General features: G+C 41.5%; 20 protein-coding genes, 1 tRNA gene and 1 pseudogene. 12 read left to right on the top strand and 10 right to left on the bottom strand.

Going from position 1 to position 20,084, the window contains the following annotated elements; all coding sequences use genetic code 11:
* The first annotated feature begins 47 nt into the window (after positions 1–47).
* The 4 genes from AC4CUZ_RS08675 to AC4CUZ_RS08690 all read left to right on the top strand — a co-directional run bounded on the left by AC4CUZ_RS08675 (position 48) and on the right by AC4CUZ_RS08690 (position 3,085).
* A tRNA-Ser gene (locus AC4CUZ_RS08675) sits at positions 48–137 on the top strand.
* A gap of 569 nt (positions 138–706) precedes the next feature.
* Positions 707–1,285 carry a TetR/AcrR family transcriptional regulator gene (locus tag AC4CUZ_RS08680; RefSeq protein WP_490747491.1) on the top strand — a complete coding sequence of 193 codons (579 nt, stop codon included), beginning with the start codon at positions 707–709 and terminating at the stop codon, positions 1,283–1,285.
* A complete protein-coding gene (locus AC4CUZ_RS08685) occupies positions 1,282–2,187 on the top strand; it encodes a DMT family transporter (protein WP_419381328.1) in 906 nt (301 codons plus the stop codon). Before AC4CUZ_RS08680 ends, AC4CUZ_RS08685 begins: the two co-directional genes overlap by 4 nt.
* A gap of 25 nt (positions 2,188–2,212) precedes the next feature.
* Positions 2,213–3,085, top strand: coding sequence for an EamA family transporter (locus AC4CUZ_RS08690; RefSeq protein ID WP_419381327.1), 873 nt, complete (start codon positions 2,213–2,215; stop codon positions 3,083–3,085).
* Positions 3,086–3,220: 135 nt separating this feature from the next.
* Here AC4CUZ_RS08690 and AC4CUZ_RS08695 read toward each other — a convergent pair.
* Positions 3,221–4,346, bottom strand: a pseudogene (locus tag AC4CUZ_RS08695) (acetyltransferase domain-containing protein).
* A gap of 171 nt (positions 4,347–4,517) precedes the next feature.
* Between AC4CUZ_RS08695 and AC4CUZ_RS08700 the strand changes: the two are divergent.
* The 3 genes from AC4CUZ_RS08700 to AC4CUZ_RS08710 all read left to right on the top strand — a co-directional run bounded on the left by AC4CUZ_RS08700 (position 4,518) and on the right by AC4CUZ_RS08710 (position 6,551).
* Positions 4,518–5,150, top strand: coding sequence for a TetR/AcrR family transcriptional regulator (locus AC4CUZ_RS08700; protein WP_419381326.1), 633 nt, complete (start codon positions 4,518–4,520; stop codon positions 5,148–5,150).
* A gap of 3 nt (positions 5,151–5,153) precedes the next feature.
* On the top strand, positions 5,154–6,131 hold the full coding sequence (locus AC4CUZ_RS08705) for a zinc-binding dehydrogenase (protein WP_419381325.1): 978 nt from the start codon (positions 5,154–5,156) through the stop codon (positions 6,129–6,131).
* Between the two features lie 66 nt (positions 6,132–6,197).
* Positions 6,198–6,551 carry a DUF1304 domain-containing protein gene (locus AC4CUZ_RS08710; RefSeq protein WP_062033999.1) on the top strand — a complete coding sequence of 118 codons (354 nt, stop codon included), beginning with the start codon at positions 6,198–6,200 and terminating at the stop codon, positions 6,549–6,551.
* Positions 6,552–6,629: 78 nt separating this feature from the next.
* Here the strand turns inward: AC4CUZ_RS08710 and AC4CUZ_RS08715 are convergent, their stop codons facing one another.
* The 4 genes from AC4CUZ_RS08715 to AC4CUZ_RS08730 form a co-directional block, all read right to left on the bottom strand.
* Positions 6,630–7,325, bottom strand: coding sequence for a pirin family protein (locus AC4CUZ_RS08715; RefSeq protein ID WP_419381324.1), 696 nt, complete (start codon positions 7,323–7,325; stop codon positions 6,630–6,632).
* Positions 7,326–7,447: 122 nt separating this feature from the next.
* A complete protein-coding gene (locus tag AC4CUZ_RS08720; protein ID WP_419381323.1) occupies positions 7,448–8,092 on the bottom strand; it encodes a hypothetical protein in 645 nt (214 codons plus the stop codon).
* A complete protein-coding gene (locus AC4CUZ_RS08725; protein WP_419381322.1) occupies positions 8,065–8,550 on the bottom strand; it encodes a hypothetical protein in 486 nt (161 codons plus the stop codon). The genes AC4CUZ_RS08720 and AC4CUZ_RS08725 overlap by 28 nt, the downstream gene beginning before the upstream one ends.
* A gap of 39 nt (positions 8,551–8,589) precedes the next feature.
* Positions 8,590–9,831: a L,D-transpeptidase family protein gene (locus AC4CUZ_RS08730; RefSeq protein ID WP_490747492.1), complete on the bottom strand. Its 1,242-nt coding sequence runs from the start codon at positions 9,829–9,831 to the stop codon at positions 8,590–8,592.
* A 202-nt stretch (positions 9,832–10,033) separates the two neighbouring features.
* Between AC4CUZ_RS08730 and hemE the strand changes: the two genes are divergently transcribed.
* The 4 genes from hemE (at position 10,034) to AC4CUZ_RS08750 (ending at position 14,506) form a co-directional block, all read left to right on the top strand.
* Positions 10,034–11,104 carry a uroporphyrinogen decarboxylase gene (gene hemE / locus AC4CUZ_RS08735; RefSeq protein WP_419381320.1) on the top strand — a complete coding sequence of 357 codons (1,071 nt, stop codon included), beginning with the start codon at positions 10,034–10,036 and terminating at the stop codon, positions 11,102–11,104.
* A gap of 36 nt (positions 11,105–11,140) precedes the next feature.
* The gene (locus tag AC4CUZ_RS08740) at positions 11,141–11,938 is read left to right on the top strand and encodes a DUF817 family protein (RefSeq protein ID WP_419381329.1); all 798 of its coding nucleotides are present in this window, start codon (positions 11,141–11,143) and stop codon (positions 11,936–11,938) included.
* A gap of 144 nt (positions 11,939–12,082) precedes the next feature.
* The gene (locus AC4CUZ_RS08745) at positions 12,083–12,553 is read left to right on the top strand and encodes a DUF3015 family protein (protein ID WP_168158113.1); all 471 of its coding nucleotides are present in this window, start codon (positions 12,083–12,085) and stop codon (positions 12,551–12,553) included.
* A gap of 69 nt (positions 12,554–12,622) precedes the next feature.
* A complete protein-coding gene (locus AC4CUZ_RS08750) occupies positions 12,623–14,506 on the top strand; it encodes an Lnb N-terminal periplasmic domain-containing protein (RefSeq protein ID WP_419381319.1) in 1,884 nt (627 codons plus the stop codon).
* Between the two features lie 162 nt (positions 14,507–14,668).
* Here AC4CUZ_RS08750 and AC4CUZ_RS08755 read toward each other — a convergent pair whose 3' ends face one another.
* On the bottom strand, positions 14,669–15,697 hold the full coding sequence (locus AC4CUZ_RS08755) for an IS701 family transposase (RefSeq protein WP_007116247.1): 1,029 nt from the start codon (positions 15,695–15,697) through the stop codon (positions 14,669–14,671).
* Between the two features lie 111 nt (positions 15,698–15,808).
* Here AC4CUZ_RS08755 and AC4CUZ_RS08760 point away from each other — a divergent pair, with 111 nt between their 5' ends.
* On the top strand, positions 15,809–17,185 hold the full coding sequence (locus AC4CUZ_RS08760) for a diguanylate cyclase (protein WP_490450182.1): 1,377 nt from the start codon (positions 15,809–15,811) through the stop codon (positions 17,183–17,185).
* 56 nt (positions 17,186–17,241) lie between these two features.
* On the opposite strand, the gene AC4CUZ_RS08765 is transcribed toward AC4CUZ_RS08760, so the two are convergent.
* The 4 genes from AC4CUZ_RS08765 to AC4CUZ_RS08780 form a co-directional block, all read right to left on the bottom strand.
* Positions 17,242–17,601, bottom strand: a complete 360-nt coding sequence (locus tag AC4CUZ_RS08765) for a cupin domain-containing protein (RefSeq protein ID WP_419381315.1) — start codon at positions 17,599–17,601, stop codon at positions 17,242–17,244.
* An 86-nt stretch (positions 17,602–17,687) separates the two neighbouring features.
* Positions 17,688–18,236 carry a GTP cyclohydrolase I FolE gene (folE, locus tag AC4CUZ_RS08770; RefSeq protein WP_171054237.1) on the bottom strand — a complete coding sequence of 183 codons (549 nt, stop codon included), beginning with the start codon at positions 18,234–18,236 and terminating at the stop codon, positions 17,688–17,690.
* A 93-nt stretch (positions 18,237–18,329) separates the two neighbouring features.
* Positions 18,330–19,016, bottom strand: coding sequence for a Smr/MutS family protein (locus AC4CUZ_RS08775; RefSeq protein WP_004695682.1), 687 nt, complete (start codon positions 19,014–19,016; stop codon positions 18,330–18,332).
* A 252-nt stretch (positions 19,017–19,268) separates the two neighbouring features.
* The gene (locus tag AC4CUZ_RS08780) at positions 19,269–20,078 is read right to left on the bottom strand and encodes an SDR family NAD(P)-dependent oxidoreductase (RefSeq protein ID WP_490747493.1); all 810 of its coding nucleotides are present in this window, start codon (positions 20,076–20,078) and stop codon (positions 19,269–19,271) included.
* Between the last annotated feature and the right edge of the window lie 6 nt (positions 20,079–20,084).

Genomic DNA, 20,084 nt, shown 5'->3' on the forward strand with positions numbered 1-20,084 from the left:
GAAAAATATTTGCCAAAAAATATTTTTATTTATATGATAGCGCCCATGGAAGCGTGGCAGAGCGGTTTAATGCACCGGTCTTGAAAACCGACGAGGGTGTGAGTCCTCCGTGAGTTCGAATCTCACCGCTTCCGCCAAATTATTTTTAAATACAAATTAAAACTAATCATTAATCGATAACCCAAGTTTAAGTTGAGCCATTACGGCAAGTAGTGTGGGGAACACCACATAGATCGGCAGTGATCAAATTCTAAAAAAAGCAGTCAGACCTTCTCTTACTGCTTTTTTTATTTAAGGTATTTAACCTTCTTTTATAACTATTGAGCTGTCCAACTTGATCCTTTTTTGGATTCACTATTCGTTTCAGACAAGCAATTATAGAGACTATGCAGTTGTACTGTATAGCAGTCATTTCTGTAGATCAGTTTTTTGAAAGTTTCTCAATTTCTCAGATGGGTTTTTAGCATCCTTCGTTCGGCCTATCTAGCAACTCATTACCTATAAGTTGGAACTACATATGCCGTGTAAAAGTATAGAGCGATAGTTCCGTTTCGCTTTTTATCCACCGCCATTGCGATGGGGCTATTGAAGGGTATTCTCCCGTATTTGATTCATCTGATATTTCCTTCATTAAATAAGCAAAGGTGACTTGAATATTTTTACATATTCTATATATTAGGTAGATCGGTCTACTTGGTTGAGTGTGATGAATACAAAAACTGCGAAACAGAAAATTTTAGATGCAGCCGCGATTTTGTTTTATAACGATGGCATCACCAGTACAGGGATTAATAGCATTACCGATAAGGCCAAAGTTGCTAAAATGTCCTTATATAATAATTTCGCGACTAAGGCTGACTTGATCACTTTTTATATAGAAGCACGGCATCAAGAGTGGTTAGATTTGTATGCGCTTCGAAACCAACAAGCCCATACTCCTATTGATAAAATTGTCGCGGTTTTTGAAGCTTATCAAGACCATGCTGAGTTTGCCTATGAAAAAGGCTTTCGGGGCTGTGGTTTGTTGAATGCTGCTGCTGAGTTCCCAGCGCACAGCGCCGAGCGCTTGGCTGTGAAAGCGCATAAGGATGAAATTGAAAACATTATCTCTACACAGCTTGCCCTTATCATTTCGGACGCAGACAAGGTCAAACAAATGGCTTTGTTGTTGTCTTTTATTCTAGAGGGATCGATTGCGCGAGCAGGCTTGGAAAGCTCGAGTGAAAAAGTACAAGCTGCAACAGCGATGGTGAAAATACTTTTAACGCAGGAAATCAGTACGTGAATCAGTCTGTTTCTGCGGTACCAAATTATGGTTTTATCGCAGTGCTATTCGCTGCTTTTCTATGGGGAACGACGGGTACAGTCGCATTTTTTGCACCTAATTTGAGTCCTTTGGCTGTTGGTGCTGCCGCCATGGGCGGTGGTGGACTGTTACAGGCACTTTTGGCGCGAAAAAGTATTATCTACCATCTGGCACATATCAAAGCCCATGCTGTGATGCTCGGTGTAGGTGTAACTGCGGTTTTTATTTATCCTTTGGCCTTTTATTCATCGATGCACTATGCTGGGATCACCATTGGGACAGTCGTGTCGATTGGTACGGCGCCTTTATTTACCGCACTTTTAGAAAGGGTATTTGATCGAAAAGCACTTTCGATGACATGGCTGATGAGTTTCGTATTGGGAGTGACGGGCGTTGCGTTACTTTCTCTAGGGGAATCACATGCTGTAGCAACCACGGAGCATTTGTCCCAAAATCGACAAATGTTGGGTATTGCTTTAGGGGCGGTTGCGGGATTGACCTATGCTTTATATTCTTGGGCGGCAAAACGAATGATTGACCAAGGAATGGATGCAAAAGCATCTATGGGGCTCATCTTCGGACTTGGTTCTTTATTATTACTTCCGACTTTATGGATAACAGGTTCAAACTTGTTTGAAGAAAACATCAACCTTTATGTCGTGGGGTATATGATGTTGATTCCAATGTTTTTGGGCTATGTTTTATTTGGATATGGCTTAAAAACCGTACCCGCCAGTAAAGCCATTACCTTGACATTGTTTGAACCTTTGGTTGCTGCTGTTTTTGCAATCCTGTTGGTGGGAGAACAACTTGCACCAATCGGTTGGATTGGGATGGTTTTAATTTCAATCTGCTTAGCACTACTCACCAAAGCAAAGTAAATTTTCTCCTTGGGTCGTTTCATACATGATGATACATAAACAAGAAACAGCACTTTTCGCAGCCGTATTGTCTTTAATTTCAGTACAAGTGGGTGCTGCATTTGCAAAAATGCTTTTTCCCATCCTCGGAGCTGAAACGGTCGCTTTGGTGCGTTTAGGTTTATCCGCAGTTTTTTTATGGATTGTATTTCAGCCATGGAAAACTTTTCGTCAAAACAGCATGGAATGGAAAGATCTCTTTTGTTATGGCGTGATTTTAAGCTTGATGAATTTACTCATTTATAAAGCTTTTTCCTATATGTCGGTCGGGATCGCGATTTCAATTGAGGTGTTAGGGCCTTTGGCTGTGGCTATTTTTATGTCACGAAATAAATCGGACTTTGTCTGGGGTGGCTTATCGCTGATTGGTTTGATCTTATTTCCCTTAGGGAAGGTGGATAATAACTTTAGCTATATTGGCATGTTATATGCGCTTGGTGCTGCCATCTGCTGGGGACTGTATATTATCTATGGAACCAAAGTGGCCAAAGGCGGCAGTAACACGGTAGCAATTGGCATGATGATTGCGACGCTATGTATTGTTCCTTTTGGAATATCTAATGTTGGACAGGCTTTTAGTACATATGAGGTATTCGGTCTATGCATTGTGGTGTCATTGCTGTCGAGTTGTATTCCATTTTTACTGGATATTTTTGCAATGAAGCGTTTGTCACCCAAAATATTTGGGGTGTTGTTAAGTGCTTCACCAATCATCAGTGCATTGGCGGGATGGTTTATTTTAGGTGAAAATTTAAACCTTTATCAAATGATAGGGGTGTCAATTATCATGGTATCGTGTGCAGGGTTCTTCTATTGTTCTTATCAAAATACAGGCGTTGCTCAAACATGTGTAGACTAGGTTTGGTTATTGAAACTGAAGTAGGGCAGTCATCTAATAGCCATTATTTATAACCCGATATAAGGTCAAGATTGATGCCTCGTTGGACTAAGCATCAATCTTATTGCAGTGAAATTGGCTATACACCTTAAATCCTTAGAGGTATTTAAGAATACGAATGTGTTTGTTTTTATGTTTAAAGGCTGAGAATTTCAACATCAACGGATAGAGAGCCACAGTTAAAATAATCGAAATGAGCCAGAGGGTGGATACATGATCAACCCCGAAGTATTCGCCATGGGTCGTGCCAAATAGTGCAACCGCAATGACATAGAGTACTTTCAGCACATATAAGTGTACGATATAGAAGAACATTGGCACGGAACCAAAGACAATCAAGGGCTTGACCCAAGGTTTACTTTCAACCCTTTGAATTAATACTAACAGGACTAAGCCTAGTCCGACATTCCACAAAATAAACAGCAGCGATGGCGGATACTTGGTCAAGTTCAAAAAACTCATAACGGTTTCAGTGCTGGTCGCCATAGAGATTGATCATTCTTAAAACGATAAATAAGCTGATACTGGCAAGCCCGAAACCTAACAAGATTTGATTTCTTTTTGCGACATCGTATGTACTGTTAAATATGGTATGACCGATGCAATAGCCAAGGGTAATCACCCCAATCCAAGGCAGTACAGGGTAGGAGGTTCTAAAGCGAATCAGATCTCCAAATTTGATCCAACCACGTTCATGTAAAATAAACCACAGATTTTGCAGGATAGGTATTTGTGAAAATGACACTTGATCCAGCGCATTATGTCCAAAAATAATGCTGAGACTGATCACCCAGAGCCATTTTTGCGATAGCCCAATCAAGCCTGCTAAAACCACCATACTCAGACCAATGGCCCAAATTACTTGTAAATAGATGACATCGGGCGGGAACTGTCCAGTCCAAGCGAAGTTGATAATGATCAGTTCGAGAAAAATCAGAAATAGACCGCGTTTGAGTAAAAATTCACGTGTCATTTGAACGCTGTTGTTTTTTGCTTGGTAAAGATAAGCCGATAAGCCTGTTAAAACCACAAAAACAGGGGCACATAAGTGAGCCAAGATTCGGCTAAAGAAAAGGGATTCTTCGGTTCCTGGAATTAGCATCGGGTCGGGGACTTGCTGGTGCAGATAAAAAGTTTCTCTGACATGGTCGACCATCATAATCAGAATAACCAATCCTCTGAGAGCGTCAATCGCTTGTAAACGTTGTGAAGGTGTAGACATAAGATGAATTGAAAATTAGGGTTATAGTATAATGTAACATTTATTTCAATCATTTATATCTAAAATTTAATCAGCAAAATTTATATGTAATCCAATGATTTGAGATGAATTATCAAAGGTAGATGCATTATTTTATAGGCGACTGGTCTATTATTGATTTATAGTGTGGATATGAAACGATCAGATAAAAGTGAAGCGACACGACTACACATTTTAAATAGCAGTTTTCAACTGGTGTTACATAAAGGTTTTGTCGGAGTGGGCTTACAGGAAATTCTAAAGAATTGTGATGTGCCGAAAGGTTCATTCTATTATTACTTTGCTTCGAAAGAGGCTTTCGGCTGTGCGCTACTCCAGCAGTATCTGGCCGACTATAAAGTCAAAATCGATCAGCTGATACAGCAAGAACAGCGAAGCGCTTATGCAAGCCTCGTAGCACTTTGGCAAGCATGGATTGATAACCCATCACATATTGAAAGTGATGTTGAACATCATAGCGATGGGGGGTGGGCGGAGAGTTGTTTGATCGTCAAATTGGCAGCAGAAGTCTCAGATTTATCTGAAGATATGCGTCAGATTTTGAACTTCGGGGTGCGTAAGTTAACAGAACGTATTTCGGGCCTAATCCAAGCAGGGCAGCAAGACGGTTCAATTCCAGCGCATATTGACGCTGAAAAAATGGCACAGACGATGTATCACCTGTGGTTGGGAGCAGCTTTATTGGCAAGATTGGCCCAAGATAAGCAGCCTCTTTACCTTGCTTTGGAAACCACTCAACAACTATTACAACCGATAAAGGAATAGCAAATGCAAAGTATTATTCATCACCATTTTGGTGAACCTGTTGACGTCTTGGAAGCTGCAGATATGCCGCAACCTGAACCGAAAGCGGGTGAAGTACGTATTAAAATGATTCTATCGCCAATGCATAACCACGATGTGTGGACAGTGCGTGGTAGTTATGGTTATAAACCAACACTGCCTGCAATTGGTGGTAGCGAAGCTGTGGGCGTGATTGATGCGCTTGGTGAGGGTGTACAAGGCGTATCGGTAGGGCAGCGTGTAGCAGTTGCTGCAGTTCATGGCAGTTGGGCTGAGTATTTTATTGCGCCAGCACATGGCATCGTGCCTTTAACTGACGCGATTGATGATGAAACGGCAGCGCAGTTGATTGGAATGCCGATCAGTGCACTGATGCTTTTAGATTTTATCGACTTGCCGGCAGATTCGTGGTTGATTCAGAACACTGCCAATGGTGCGGTGGGTAAAACCGTGGCAATGATTGCAAAAGCGCGTGGTCAAAAGGTGATTCACTTGGTTCGCCGTACTGAGGCTGTAACTGAAATGCAGGCCTTAGGCATTCAAAATGTGGTGGCAACAGACCAAGCCGATTGGAAAGAACAAGTCAAAGCGATTCATGCAGATCAGCCACTGATTGCGGGTGTAGACTCCATTGGTGGTCAGGCCAGTGGGGAAATGTTGGCTTTGCTGAGTGAAAATAGTCTATTGGTTTCATTTGGTAGCATGACGGGTGAGACTATGCAGATTTCTTCGGGAGATCTGATTTTTAAACAAGCCACAGTCAAAGGTTTTTGGGCAAGTGTGGTGAATAAGCAATTGTCTGCTGAACGTAAAAAGGAGTTAATTGTGGAGTTATTGACGCTTGCTGCACAGAAAAAATTACTGTTGCCTGTTGAAGGCATCTTCAGCTTTGCTCAAATTAAAGATGCAGCACTGAAAGCGACGCAAGGCGCGCGTCAGGGTAAAGTACTTTTGAAACCCTAATAGTTTCGACCTAGATCAGTTGTGAAGCTGATCTAGCATCATTCATCAAAAATAAGGATAAAGCGTATGATGGGACAAATTTTGATTGCTTTAATTGCACTGTTGCATGTGTATATTTTAGTTTTAGAGATGTTTTTATGGGATAAGCCTTATGGTTTAAAAGCCTTTGGCAATACGCCTGAAAAAGCACAGCTGACCAAAGTCATGGCGCAAAATCAGGGTTTATACAATGGTTTCTTGGCTGCAGGTCTATTTTGGGCGCTATGTGCACCCGAAACTTATGCACTGCCACTGGCCAATTTCTTTTTAGGCTGCGTTTTGGTTGCTGGAATTTATGGTGGGTTGACCGCCAGTAAGAAAATTATCTACATTCAAGCCTTACCTGCTGTTGTAGCGTTACTTGCGGTGAATTTTCTCTAAACCAAATGAAACAACTGCTTGAGTTCTGCATTAAAAAAGCCAACGTCTTGACGTTGGCTTTTTATTGTGAGGGATGACTTATTTGACTTCAGGCAAATCAAACCAAGTCACTTGTGCTTCTTCCAAAGCTTTAACGTCGCTTGCTTCTAAGAAAGCAATCGCGTCGCCTGCATGAAGAATATGTTCTGCAACTTGGATTGAACCTGAAATTACATGCATATAGTTAATATGCTGTGTAGCTTTAACTTCTAGCATTTGATCTTTTTCAATCACAGCCGTTTTGACTTCGGCATCTTGACGGATATGCATTGCAGCATTGTCATTTGGTCCACAAATCACATGCCATTGATTTGGTTGCTCATATGGATCAAGACGAATCTGTTGATAGGTTGGCGCTGCATCTCTTTGATTTGGGTTAATCCAAATTTGTAGCAAATGTACCGGCTCATCCCCCTGATTCATTTCACTGTGTTGTACACCCGTACCTGCACTCATCAGTTGCCATTCACCTGCAGAAATACCACCATGGTTGCCCATGCTGTCTTTATGGGTGATGGTACCTTTAAGCACACAGGTCAAGATTTCCATATTGTCATGGGGGTGTTGACCAAAACCTTGATGGCCCGCGATCACGTCGTCATTGATAACACGTAAGGCACTCACGCCCATATATTTAGGATTATACCAACTGCCAAAAGAAAAGCTGTGTTTAGACTCTAGCCAACCGATATTGACATGACCGCGGTCTTGACTGCGATGAATGAAAGCATCCATTTTGAACTCCAATCTTATTTTTAATCTATGGAGTAATTTTAGCGTTTTATATTTATCGCTAAAATAGTGAATTTGCAATGTTGCGTTTCAATATTGAAATGATTAAACGCAACATTGCAGTCTTAGTCTAAATCACAATACCGCACACGGAAATCTTTCCAGACATAGTTTTTGCCTTGAGCATATTCAGCTAAAAATTGTTGATGCAACATCGGCTGCTGTTGCATCCAGTCATTGCCCCATTTCACACCGAGAGGAGCCGCTTTGTCTTTAAAAACAAAATAGTCATCGAGGCAAGTACTGCCTTCGACGGAGAGCGGTACATTTTGATCATCGAGATAATTTTCATAATTAATCGAGTTGGGTGGATTCTTCAAGAATACTTTGTCACTGGCGGTGAGTAGAGTTTTCTGTTCAAAGTGCTTAAGCGTACCTTGTCTGTACTCATAATGGGTTTCAAGATTATAAGGATGCACGGTTTGGTAGTCGCCCGGGGACTTGGTGCTGTATTCAAGTGTTGCATTATTATAATCTGATGAGTTCTCATCCCATTTGGGGCCAAAACTCATCCCATCTTCAATTGCTGGAGCCACAAATTGCACGCGGTGGAGCTGTTTGCCATTCGTGTCGATTTCAATAATTTCATAGCTGTATCGGTAGTGATTGTTGGCATAGATGGAGTTCATGGCCGCACTGGCTTTTAACTCTGTAGGAGTATAGGCATAGCGAGTATGAAAAATCAGGGCGAGATGCTTCGCGACGGGCATAATCGAAAACAGTTCATGATCTTTGACAGTGTTGTTGAGTTGGGGCTGTAGGGTGAATTTTCTCGATTTTCAGTATAAGCCTCGCCTATTGAAAAAACTGCCGAGTGGGGCGAGTTTAAATAAAGCAGTTTAGGCTTTTGCCCCGTTCGAATCGCGTAATAGTGAATCGGAGATTTGCCTGCGATGACATAATAGAGTGCATTCAAAAGTGGATCTTTGAGGCTATCTTGCTCTGGAATGTATTGCGGATGACGGATTTTTTCATGATCATCCAGACTGTCAAATGGATTGTCAGATTCGACTACATATGCAGAAGCATCCACGCTGGTCACGATTTCTTCATCTAATTCGGCAAAGCTATAAGTTGAGAAAGATAGTAAGCAGGCCACGGGCAGTATTATTTTTAAAGCGTTCATCGTCATTTTTATATTGTTGTAATTGAAAAAAGGTGCTCTCAAGAGAACACCTTTTATAGCGTAAATAACTTAGAAAGCCAATTACTCTAAGAATTTAACCGTAACACCTGACTTCACTTTTTTGCCAAGATCATTAGCATCCCAGTTGGTCAAACGGATACAACCGTGCGATGCTGTTTTAGAAATAGCTGAAGGGTTTGGTGTACCATGAATACCAAATGATTTTTTGCTTAAACCAATCCAGATATTCCCTACAGGACCGTTTGGACCCGGTGGTAGAGAAAGTGGTTTTAAGTTTTTACCTTGTACAAAGTTACTAGGTGAGTAGCTATACCATGGATTTGGCGCAACACCCGTAACTTTATAAGTACCCGTTGGAGACGGAGTATCTGAGCTACCAATGGTTGCAGGGAAAGAACCGATCATTTGGTTGCGGCTGTTAAATAAATACAGCTGTTTTGCACCTTTGTGTGCAACAATCAAATGAATGTCTTCTGGCACTTCATTGCGGATATTGGCCACAATAATTTTTTCGCCCGCTTTTTTGAAGGTTGCTTTTGGATTTAACTTCTGCAAGAAGTCTTCATCCATATGGAACTTTTCACCCAACATTTCAGTCACGCGAGTGTAATACAAACCTTTCATTTTGGCTTGTAGTGCATAATCGCGTGGAATTGATGCAGCATAAGGACCTTTTAGGTCTGCTTCGGTAATGGTGTATTCAATAAATGCAGGCTTAGAACCTTGGCTTGCCAGTAGGGCATCCCAAGTTTCTTTGGTTAAAGTGCCTGTTGCTTTTAAACCGCTCATTTGCTGGAACGAGGCAATGGCTTTGAGGGTATTTTTACCGCTCATGCCATCAATTGCACCCGGAGACGCATGTGCATTATTCAGCATCACGTGAGCACGTGCATAGACAGGGAATTGGCCTTTAGCAATATTGTCAAACCATTCTGCACTGTTTAGACCATTTAATGTCCACGATGCTTTTGCTGCAGCAGGATTTGTCGTCGTGGTGGTCGGTGCAGAGGTGGTTTTGCTTGGTGCAGCACCAACGTCAGCGGTTTTATCTTCAGATCGTTCAAGTTGATCTAAAGTTTGTGAAGCTTGGTTTAAGTCTGCTTGTTCTTTTGCTGTAATTTGGCTGTTTGCAACCGCAGTAGAAGCTGAAGCAACATCTGTTGCTAAAGGATCAATAGGATCTTGAACTGAAGTATCAATGATCTTTTTTGGCGTCAAGGGTTGTTCAGTAGTAGATGCAGCAAACGCTGTACCAGCAAGAATGCAACTTAAACTCATCGCGAGTATTGTGCGAACGAACATGTAATTCAACCTTAAGAATTATTCATTTACAAAGTAAAAACTAGTGAAGTATTACAGAAAAAAGATGGAGATGCAGTATTTGTTTTGTGTAAATATTCGTTTGTATCTTTGTCCTGATCGAATTTTAGTGTTATGAGAAGTTATTAAAAATTCGACCTTTTTGTTATGATGGTGGGCAAATTTAATTGAGATGGGAAAGTAAATGACGACGCTTAAAAATGATCGTTTTCTACGTGCTTTATTACGTGAACCTGTAGATACCACACCCGTCTGGATGATGCGTCAAGCAGGGCGTTATTTACCTGAATATCGTGCAACCCGTGCTCAAGCGGGTGACTTCCTTTCGCTGTGTAAAAATAACGAATTTGCGTGCGAAGTGACTTTACAGCCTTTGCGTCGTTATGAACTCGACGCTGCCATTTTGTTTTCAGATATTTTAACTGTACCCGATGCTTTGGGTTTAGGGCTTTATTTTGAAGCTGGGGAAGGGCCTAAATTTCATAAAACGGTTCGTACTGAACAAGATGTGGCGAATTTACCTCAGTTTAATGCTGCATCTGATCTCGACTATGTGATGAATGCGGTCAAGACGATTCGTTCAGCCTTATGTGGCCAAGTGCCATTAATTGGCTTTTCGGGCAGCCCTTGGACTCTGGCAACTTATATGGTTGAAGGTGGTTCGAGCAAAGATTTCCGTTTCACCAAGCAAATGATGTATGCGCAACCCGAAGTTTTACATGCGCTACTCGATCGTTTGGCTGATGCGGTGATTGACTATCTCAATGCGCAAATTGATGCAGGTGCTCAAGCCGTACAGATTTTTGACAGTTGGGGCGGGGCATTGGCACACCGTGAATATTTAGAATTTTCTTTAAAATACATGCAAAAAATTGTTGCAGGTTTAAAACGTGAAAATGAAGGACGTAAAGTGCCTGTGATTTTATTCACCAAAGGTGGCGGTCAGTGGTTAGAGCCAATGGTGGCAACAGGGGCGGATGCTTTCGGTCTAGATTGGACGACGCCATTAAATGTGGCTCGCCAAACGGTGGCTGGCCGTGCGGCACTGCAAGGCAACTTAGACCCTGCAACATTATATGGTTCGCATGAGACCATTGTGAAAGCCACCAAAGCCATGTTAGATGACGCTTATGCAGGCGGTGAGAAAACGGGTTATGTTGCAAACTTAGGTCACGGTATTACCCAGTGGGTTGACCCTGAAAACCCGAAAGCCTTTATTGATACTGTGCATGAATACAGTGCCAAATATCTCTAAGTTTCACAGCTTCAATTCAATTAGGGTTCATGCGTGATCACGATTTTAAAATCATGTTTTGAGTTCTCATCTAAGGCAGCTTCGGCTGCCTTATTTGGGATATTACTGCTATTGGCTTTTGCGTTCACAGCCAGTATGGGAAGTCAGGAATATTTCGGTTTTTTCCGTTATGACTATCTACTGTTTTATGCCGTACTGATACAAGTTTGTCTGTTGTACTTAAAACTTGAGTCTTGGGCCGAGGCCAAAGTGATTGCATTATTTCATGTGATGGCAATGGTGATGGAAATCTTTTTGACCCATCCGCAAATTGCATCTTGGCAGTATCCGCATCCCGCCGTGTTTAAAATTTTAACAGTGCCTTTGTTTGCAGGTTTTATGTATTCGGCTGTGGGTAGTTTTTTTGCGCGTTCATTACGTCTCTATCATGTTTCTTTTCAGCACTTACCCCGTTTCTCCGCCATGCTGACATTGGCGGTGTTGTCTTATATCAACTTTATGTCCAAATTTTTTGTTCCCGATATTCGTTATCTTTTGTTTGCGTGGAGCATAGTGCTGTTTTGGAAAACCAAGATTGGCTTTGAATTACAGCAGCACCGTTTTCAACTGCCGATGTTACCCGTACTTTTACTGTTGGCTTTTATTATTTGGATTGCGGAAAATATCAGTACGTTTTACCAAATCTGGCTGTACCCAAGTCAAGTCGATGCATGGCATATGGTCGGTTGGGGTAAGTTGGGTTCTTGGTATTTATTGCTACTGCTCAGTCTGGTGTTGGTGTTAAAGATTTTAGGGAAACGAGACCTACGTGGCAGTTGGTCCTTATACCGCTAGCACATTTTTAAATATTCACTTCACTTTAGTATAAATTGTTTTGCGTTATGCGCTTGTTACCGCTATCTTACAAGGGTGTAGCTCAAAATACACACAATAGGAACAATAAAAATACTCGGAGATAATCGAGTCTGGAGAAACCTTATGTTGAAAAAAATAGCATTGGCTGCGGTTTTGGCTGTTGGTTCTACCGCTACATTTGCAGATAATGACGTCGGTTGTGGTATTGGTTCACAAATTTGGGCTGGCCAGTCTGGTAAAGTCGCTAAAATTTTAGCGGGTACAACCAATGGTCTTTTTGCTAACCAACTTTTCGGTATTACCTTTGGTACTTTAGGTTGTAGCGGTACAGGTACTGTGACTGCTCAGGCAGTAACATTTACCAACGAAAATGCGGAAGCATTGGCGCGTGATATGGCAGTCGGTGAGGGTGAAAGTCTGAATGTCCTTGCTGAATTACTCAACATTCAATCTGGTGATAAAGCACGTTTCTTTGAAGTTTCTAAACAAAACTTTGCAAAAATCTATTCAGCTGAGAACCAAGATGCGCTTCAAGTATTAGCATCTTTACAAGCAGTGATGGCAACGGATAGCGTATTAAAAGCATACGTTTAATTGCACCATAAAACCCTGCCATTCAGGCAGGGTTTTTCATATCTAAAAAAGAAGAATAGCTAACACTGCATGAAATCTGTTGTCCTCCTCTTTAGTGTGCTATTCAGCACCAGCATCTTTGCTCAAGCACCTAGCTCAGCAGAGTTTTATATTGAAAAAGCACAGCAGCTGAAGCTAGCCTCAAATGTGACTTGGCAACGTTTGATGTATGCCAATGTCTCAGGACAAAGTGAAGTCACCTACCGTCCATTTTTTTATAGCGAACACGGACAAACTCAGCTCAAACAAGAGCTTGATGCCAATATTGCAGCACTTTTTATCCCAGCCGAAGCCAATCAATCGATTCAGTGTCGCTTTCCGGCACGTTCAAAATGGCTCATAGGACAACTGAATATTGCATCAAACCAACTGACTAAAGCCTCATGTCCTGAGCTGGATGAGTGGCTTGGGCAAATTAAGCCGTATAAGGCGACTTTAATTTACGCCACGGACTTTATGGGCAATCCCAGTTCGATGTTTGGGCATACCCTGTTAAGGCTCGATCCTAAAGACCAAAAACAGCTGAACTTAGTCTCTTATGCCGTGAATTATGCAGCGACAGTGGCCAATAGCGACAGCTTTTCTTTTGCATGGAAGGGCTTAACCGGGCAGTACCCAGGTGAGTACTCACTCATGCCGTACTATCGAAAAGTGAAAGAATATGGTGATTTGGAAAGCCGCGATTTGTGGGAGTACGAGTTAGCCCTGACGCCAGAAGAAACCAAAACCATGGTTGAGCATATTTGGGAACTCAAGCATGTGCAATTTCCTTACTATTTTATCAGTGATAACTGTGCCTATCGTTTACTGGGTTTAATTGATTTGGTTCGGCCAGAGGTCAACCTGCAAAAACAATTTAAAACCGCTGCGATTCCTGTTGAGACTATTAAGGCGGTCGATGAAAACCATCTAATTGCAGAAAGTGTTTACCGTCCAGCTTTAGAAACTCAGTTGTTGGCACAAGCCAAACAACACGGACAAGCCTTGGCAGCGGCTGCGCATCAGGTTGCGCAACTTGAACCTGCTCAAATGCAAGATTATTTGAATCGCTATGCCTTGGTGGATCAGGCACGTATTTTAGAAATGGCCTATGACCATGTGTATTTACAGTTAATTGCACAAAAGATTGCGGCAGAAGACGCCCAACCGCGTATTCGACAACTGCTGGGTTTGCGGAGTCAGATTGACTTGGAAAAGCAACGTCAAGTGGTCGAAGCGCCAAAAGTAGATCCGGTAAAAGGCCACCATGCGCGAACCGTTCAGTTTGAAGCGGGTGAAATACAAGGTGACACTTATTTCCGACTGAGCCATCGTCAGGCCTATCATGACTTGATTGACCCACAAGGCGGTTTCCGTTTGGGTACACAGCTTAAGTTTCTAGATGGTAGCCTCGAATATCGCGATGATCGACTAAAACTGCAGGAGCTGAATGTGCTGGAGGTCAATGCCTACAGTCCATTGACTGCTTTTAAAACACCATTAAGCTGGGGTTTTAACATGGGTTGGCAACAAGAGGCACTAAATCGAGATGGTGCATTTAGTGAACAGGATCAACATGGTGTATTCAATCTATCCAGTCAGTTTGGCTATAGTGTGGCAGATCAAGAGCGTCAACATTTATGCTATGCACAATTGCAAAATCATGTTCAAGCAGGCAAAGCTTTAGACCGAGGTTGGCGCGTGGGACTTGGGCCAACGGTAGGCTGCCAGAACATCTGGAGCGAACATATCAATAGTTTGGTACAGGTCGAGCTGCCATATTGGGAAGATAGCCATCAATGGCAAGTCAGACTGAATACTCAGTTGCAATATTTATTCAATCAGCAAAATGCGTTGAGGCTTCATTGGCAGTATCAACAGCAAAAAGGCAAGGATTGGGATCAGACGGGTTTGAGTTATCTCCATTTCTTTTAGTTCGGTCCTCTTTTCAAAGCTCCAATAAAGGGGCTTTTTTTATGAAAGTCGTTGCTGTTAAAACAACCAAACGTGAGCCTTACTTTTTATAAAGTGCTGAAAATCAAAGCTGATGGTGAAAATAAGTATTGAAATTTGTTATATTATAGGACTTACGCACTATTATTTATAGATTCTCTGTGGTAGCAGATGATTTTTATCGAGAATAAAGTCATCAATGAAGTTTTTGATAACTGGTCTAAATAATTTCTTCTGCCAACGATATACATTTTCAAAGATCCGCTCAAACTGGTTCTTTTGTATCTCGACGTAGGCCATCAAGGCTGAAAAAATATGATTCAAAATCAGTTTAGATCGTCTTACTTGAAACTTTTCAATATGACAAACCTGTTTAATCACCCGGTGATATTGCTCTATTTTCCAATGACTTGAATGTAATTCATGAAAACCCTCAAAGGACAATAAATCATCTTCATCTTGATGCACAATATAAAACCTCTGCTGTTCTTTTAACTGAGTCTTAAATAATTGTACAAAGCCAAAATCTTTGAGCCAGACCACTTGACCCTGATGGAAATTTGGCAATAAACGCAGTTGAAACCATTGTCCTTTTTCTGGGGAAACCTTACGGTTACAGTCGATACCAAACATAAATCGAATACCATATTTTCTTATGGTTTTTAGATTTCCAGTCGATGAATACCAACTATCACCTGTAATAAATTGAATCTTTGCACCCCAACTGAGTACTTCACTTAACATATCCATAAAGTAATCATTCTTGGTTTTACTTTCAGATTTGTCATAAATTCGGAAATTAATTGGAATATTTTGACCATTCTGATCTGTCGCATACAAGGTAATGAGATTAATACCCTTGACGGATCGGTGGTGTTTGCCTGACCAAAAATAGCTAACCAAGTCCATATGTTGACTATAGGGTTTATCTAAAACAGTATCATCAATACTGACTATAAGTTTATTATTATCAATATGTTGAATTGCTTCTTGATATAGGTCGTGAGGTGTGTAGTCTTCACGTTCTAGAAAGCGATTTACACTATCATGCGAGATGTTATAAGTCTCGGCAAGTTGTGTGCAGCTAATAGAGTTCGGTTCTGTCATGAGAAAGCCCATATAAATGGGTAATGTACAAGTTGCTGTAGAAGCATGTTTAATTCGTCTGATCACAGATACTTTATAAAGTATTTTAATACTTTTTTGAATCCGTCAATGCGTAAGTCCTATATTAATCACATAAATGTCTAGTAAGTCTCAAAAATATATAAATAGGTAAGTTTTATGAATGATGAATGCATGGCTAAATTGGCCGAGCAATGGGGGAAAATTTGCCAACATTATTCAGTGAATGATCAAGTTAAAGCGCAAAATTTTATTCAGCAGCATTCGTCTGTATTGGTTAATGAATTTTATAGCAATATTGTCTTGGAGCCTGAGGCTGCAGATTTTTTTAAAGATGACATCATTCAACAACGTTTAAAAAACAGTTTAAACCAATGGCTCATTGAAAGTTTCGACGTGGCTGTGAATGAAGCTTATTATGCAGCAGTTGAAAAACAACAAAAAGTTGGGCAGGTACATGCGCGGGTGGGCATTCCTTCTTGGTTGATCATGCGCGGTATTCGTGAGATTGAAAACAAGATCTTGGAACTCTTGGCTGAACTTCCGCTGGAAAATAACCACCACATGCTGAGTTATATGCTGCAAATTATGGGTTTTGCGACAGAAATTATGTGCAGATCCTATGAAGCCAATACAGAGCGAAGCCATGAAGTTAAGCATAGTTATCGTTTATTTTCTGCAATGCAAGATGTCGCGGTACAAAAAGATAAGCAGCGCAGTATTTTGCTCGACTGGGAAAATGAGTTGATGTTCAAAGTCTTCTCCGAGCATCCGCAGTTGCAACACATTGCTTTGTCTAAGTCAGAATTTGGTCTATGGTTTGTTCATAAAGCAGCGTATGCATTTACGGGCGCAGAGCAGGTGGAGACCATTATCAGGCTGATTCAACAGGTCGATACCCTCAATTTTGATGTGCTCGACTGTCAAGATCAGGCTCAGAAGGTAGAACGCATTCAAGAAATTCGTGACGTGAACCGACAGATTCAGCATTTGGTCGATCAACTGTTTCAAGTGACCGAATATATAGATTCAGGCAATGACTCGCTCACTCAGCTGTTAAACCGTCGTTATTTAAGTACGATTGTGTCGCGTGAAATTAATTTTGCCCGTAAAAATGATGCTGCGTTGAGCCTACTAGCAATTGATGCGGATTATTTCAAACGTATTAATGATAAGTATGGGCATACCGCAGGGGACTTGGCACTGAGTTTTATTGCTGAAGTCTTGTTAGATGTAGCGAAGGGTAGTGACTATGCCTTCCGTGTCGGTGGCGAAGAGTTCTTATTGCTATTGGTCGACAGTGATCTCACGCGTGCTTTACAAATCGCTGAAACGATTCGCATGCGGATACAGGAAACCCCAATTCGTACCGCTCATGGGCAAAGTTTTAGTTTTACCGTCAGTATTGGCTGTACGGTTTATAATGGTCATCCTGACTATCAACGCTTTTTAGACACTGCCGATTCGGCACTCTATGCTGCCAAAAATAAAGGGCGTAACTGTATTCATGTGACTGAAAAAGTCCTGAGTGTTTAAATCTCAGACTTAAACACGAACTATTCTAAGACGTTTCAAATCGGTTGTTGAGGTGCTTATACCTCAACAATCACATAGTATTTTTTTACAGCTTCAACCACTTCAAATGTGCCGATAAAACTCGGTGGAATAATTCCTGCCTGACCTGCTTTGACTTCAATGAAGTTTTGAGTGTGGGCATCATGAATACGGATGCAGCCTTCCATCACTTGAAAGAATTCTTGTTTGTTGTCAGCAAATTGAATATTCCATGAGCCAACTTCACAGTGCCAAATCCCGCAGCCCATGTGTGGATGCTCGTACAGATTATAGGTCAAGCGCTGTGGGTTACCTTGAACTAAACGGTCTGAACGTGGAAAATCAATACTCTGTTCGCCTTGGGTCAAACCATGACCTGCTAACCAAATTGCTGACATTGCGTATTCCTCTAAACAAAAAATGAATCGTTCAATGATATATGCATAAAAAAAGCCCCAACAGAGGTTGAGGCTTTATGTTTCAATTAATAGCTTTCAGGGACTGCACTTAAAAACTCACGACGCTCTTCTTTATTGGTTTTAAAGTCACCAATAAAGGAAACGGTACGTGTAGTCGATTCTTGCTTGCCGACGCCGCGCATCATCATACACATATGTGCAGAATCAATCATAACCGCCACGCCACGTGCGCCTGTCACTTCTGCAACCGCTTCTGCAATCTGCTGCGTCAGATTTTCTTGAATCTGTAGACGACGTGCAAACATTTCGGTGATGCGTGCAAATTTAGAGAGTCCAAGGACATTGCCTTCAGGTAAATACGCAATATGTACGCGACCATAGAAAGGCAATAAATGGTGTTCACAGAGTGAATAAAATTCGATATTTTTAACCAGTACCATTTCACGGTTGTCCGATGGGAACACCGCATTATTGGTCACTTCTTCTAAGCTTTTGCTATAACCAGACGTTAAATACGAAAAAGCTTTAGCAGCACGCATAGGCGTATCGAGGAGACCTGGACGGGTTAGGTCTTCACCAACGGCAGTTAAGATGTTAGCGTAGGATTGCTGCATAGACATAAGACGTGTTCACTTACACTGATATTGAACAAGGACGGCATTGTAGCAGAAAACTATTCCAATGCCTTATTTTGGACAAAAATCCGATTACTGTTTAAACTTTGGGTTCTTTTCAGCACGTTTTAGCAACACTAAAACTGCACCTGTACCACCTTGCTTTTCTGGCGCACTTACAAAAGCCAATACATCTCGGTGTTGACGTAGCCAACCATTCACATATGTTTTTAAAATGGCTTCTGGACCTTTGCCGTGTACAATTTTAATGACATTTTGATTTTCATCTTTGGCCATTTGAATGACTTGTAAAACTGCGACACGGGCTTCTTCAACGGTGCAACCATGCAAGTCGACTGCTTCAAACCAACGAATGTTACCCGCTTTTAAATCTTCAAATACTTTGTGTTGCAGCGTAGCAATGCGATAACTGAGCGCGGCTTGGCTCGCGACAGGATTGAGCATGGCTTGAGTATCAGACAGCTCAGTTGCATCGGTATGCATTGGGCCTTCAGCCGCTGCACGTTTTGCTAAAGTTTGTGCATCGATTTTTTTCTTTGGATTTTTTTCTATTTTGGCAATGTTCGCGGTCTCCATCTTTTGGACACCTTGCATTTGTTTTTGAAACAACGCGAAATCATCTTCTGGCTCGGGTGGAGCAACTTGAGCTTGGGCCTCAGACTGTTTGATGGCAGTCGAATGCGGATTGGTGATTTGCTTTTTAAAGTCTTTCAGTAAATTAAACTGTTCTTTAGAAAGCGATGAATCATGTTTGCTCATAGTGTCAGAAAAATACGCAAAATAAGAAATTAGGCGATAATTATAGTCTGATTTTCCCTATATTTGAACTGAATTGCATTCATAGAGATTTGCAAAAAATTGCATATCAAATGGCTAATAGTATTCTGCGGGGTGCTCAAGAGAACTGCTGTTCTGTAAGAACTTAAAATGATTGAACCCGAGCAACTATTCTATCTAGATAGACAAATGATGTACTCGGGTTCAGGTTTGGCATGCTAAGTCAGTCGTGACTTAACTTGCACGTAAAGTACGGATGATTTTATCCAGTTTTTTATCGATTTGGTTACGATAAAGGTCAGGCAAGACACGCGAAAGTTTGGCAAGAATACGTGCTTGAGTACTTGGAATAATCATAAATTGGGATGAGAAAATGCCGCTGTAAATTTCCTGACAGGCCTTCTCTAGTGGGAGGCTGCCGCCAAGTTGTTTTAATGCCGCTGTGACTGGTGAACCATTTTTACGTTCGTCAAATACCATCGGTGTTTCAATTTCTGGCGGGCAAACCACGGCAACTTTAATTTTCTGACTACGCAGTTCCATACGTAGCACTTCAGCCAAACCGACCACGCCAAATTTAGATGAGCAGTAACCCGTATAACCATAACAACCGACCAAGCCCGCTGCTGATGCAACTAAAACCAGTTTTGGTGATTTGCCTTGTTGAACCGCTTGCTTGAGATGCGGTAAGGCAGCATGGGCTACATTACGGCTACCGACTAGGTTGATATTAATTTGTCGTAAATATTCTTCAGAAGTCATGTCTTCAAATGATTTTGCAATTGCAATGCCTGCTGAGTTAATCAACAAATCTGGTGTGCCGAATGCAGCCACTGCTTCTGCAAATTTCGCGTCCATAGTGCTTTCATTTTGTACATCGACTTCAAAACCACAGACCGCAGGGGAGCGCTTTTGCAAGTCAATCACCGCTTGTTCAATCCCCGCGTGGGCGAAAATACACACTTGGTAGTTATCTTTGAGTAAACGTTTAGTCAACTCAAGGCCAATACTGCTGCTGCCACCTGTAACCCATGCTGTTTTCATATTTTT

This window comes from Acinetobacter sp. 789_lipA (assembly GCF_058242845.1).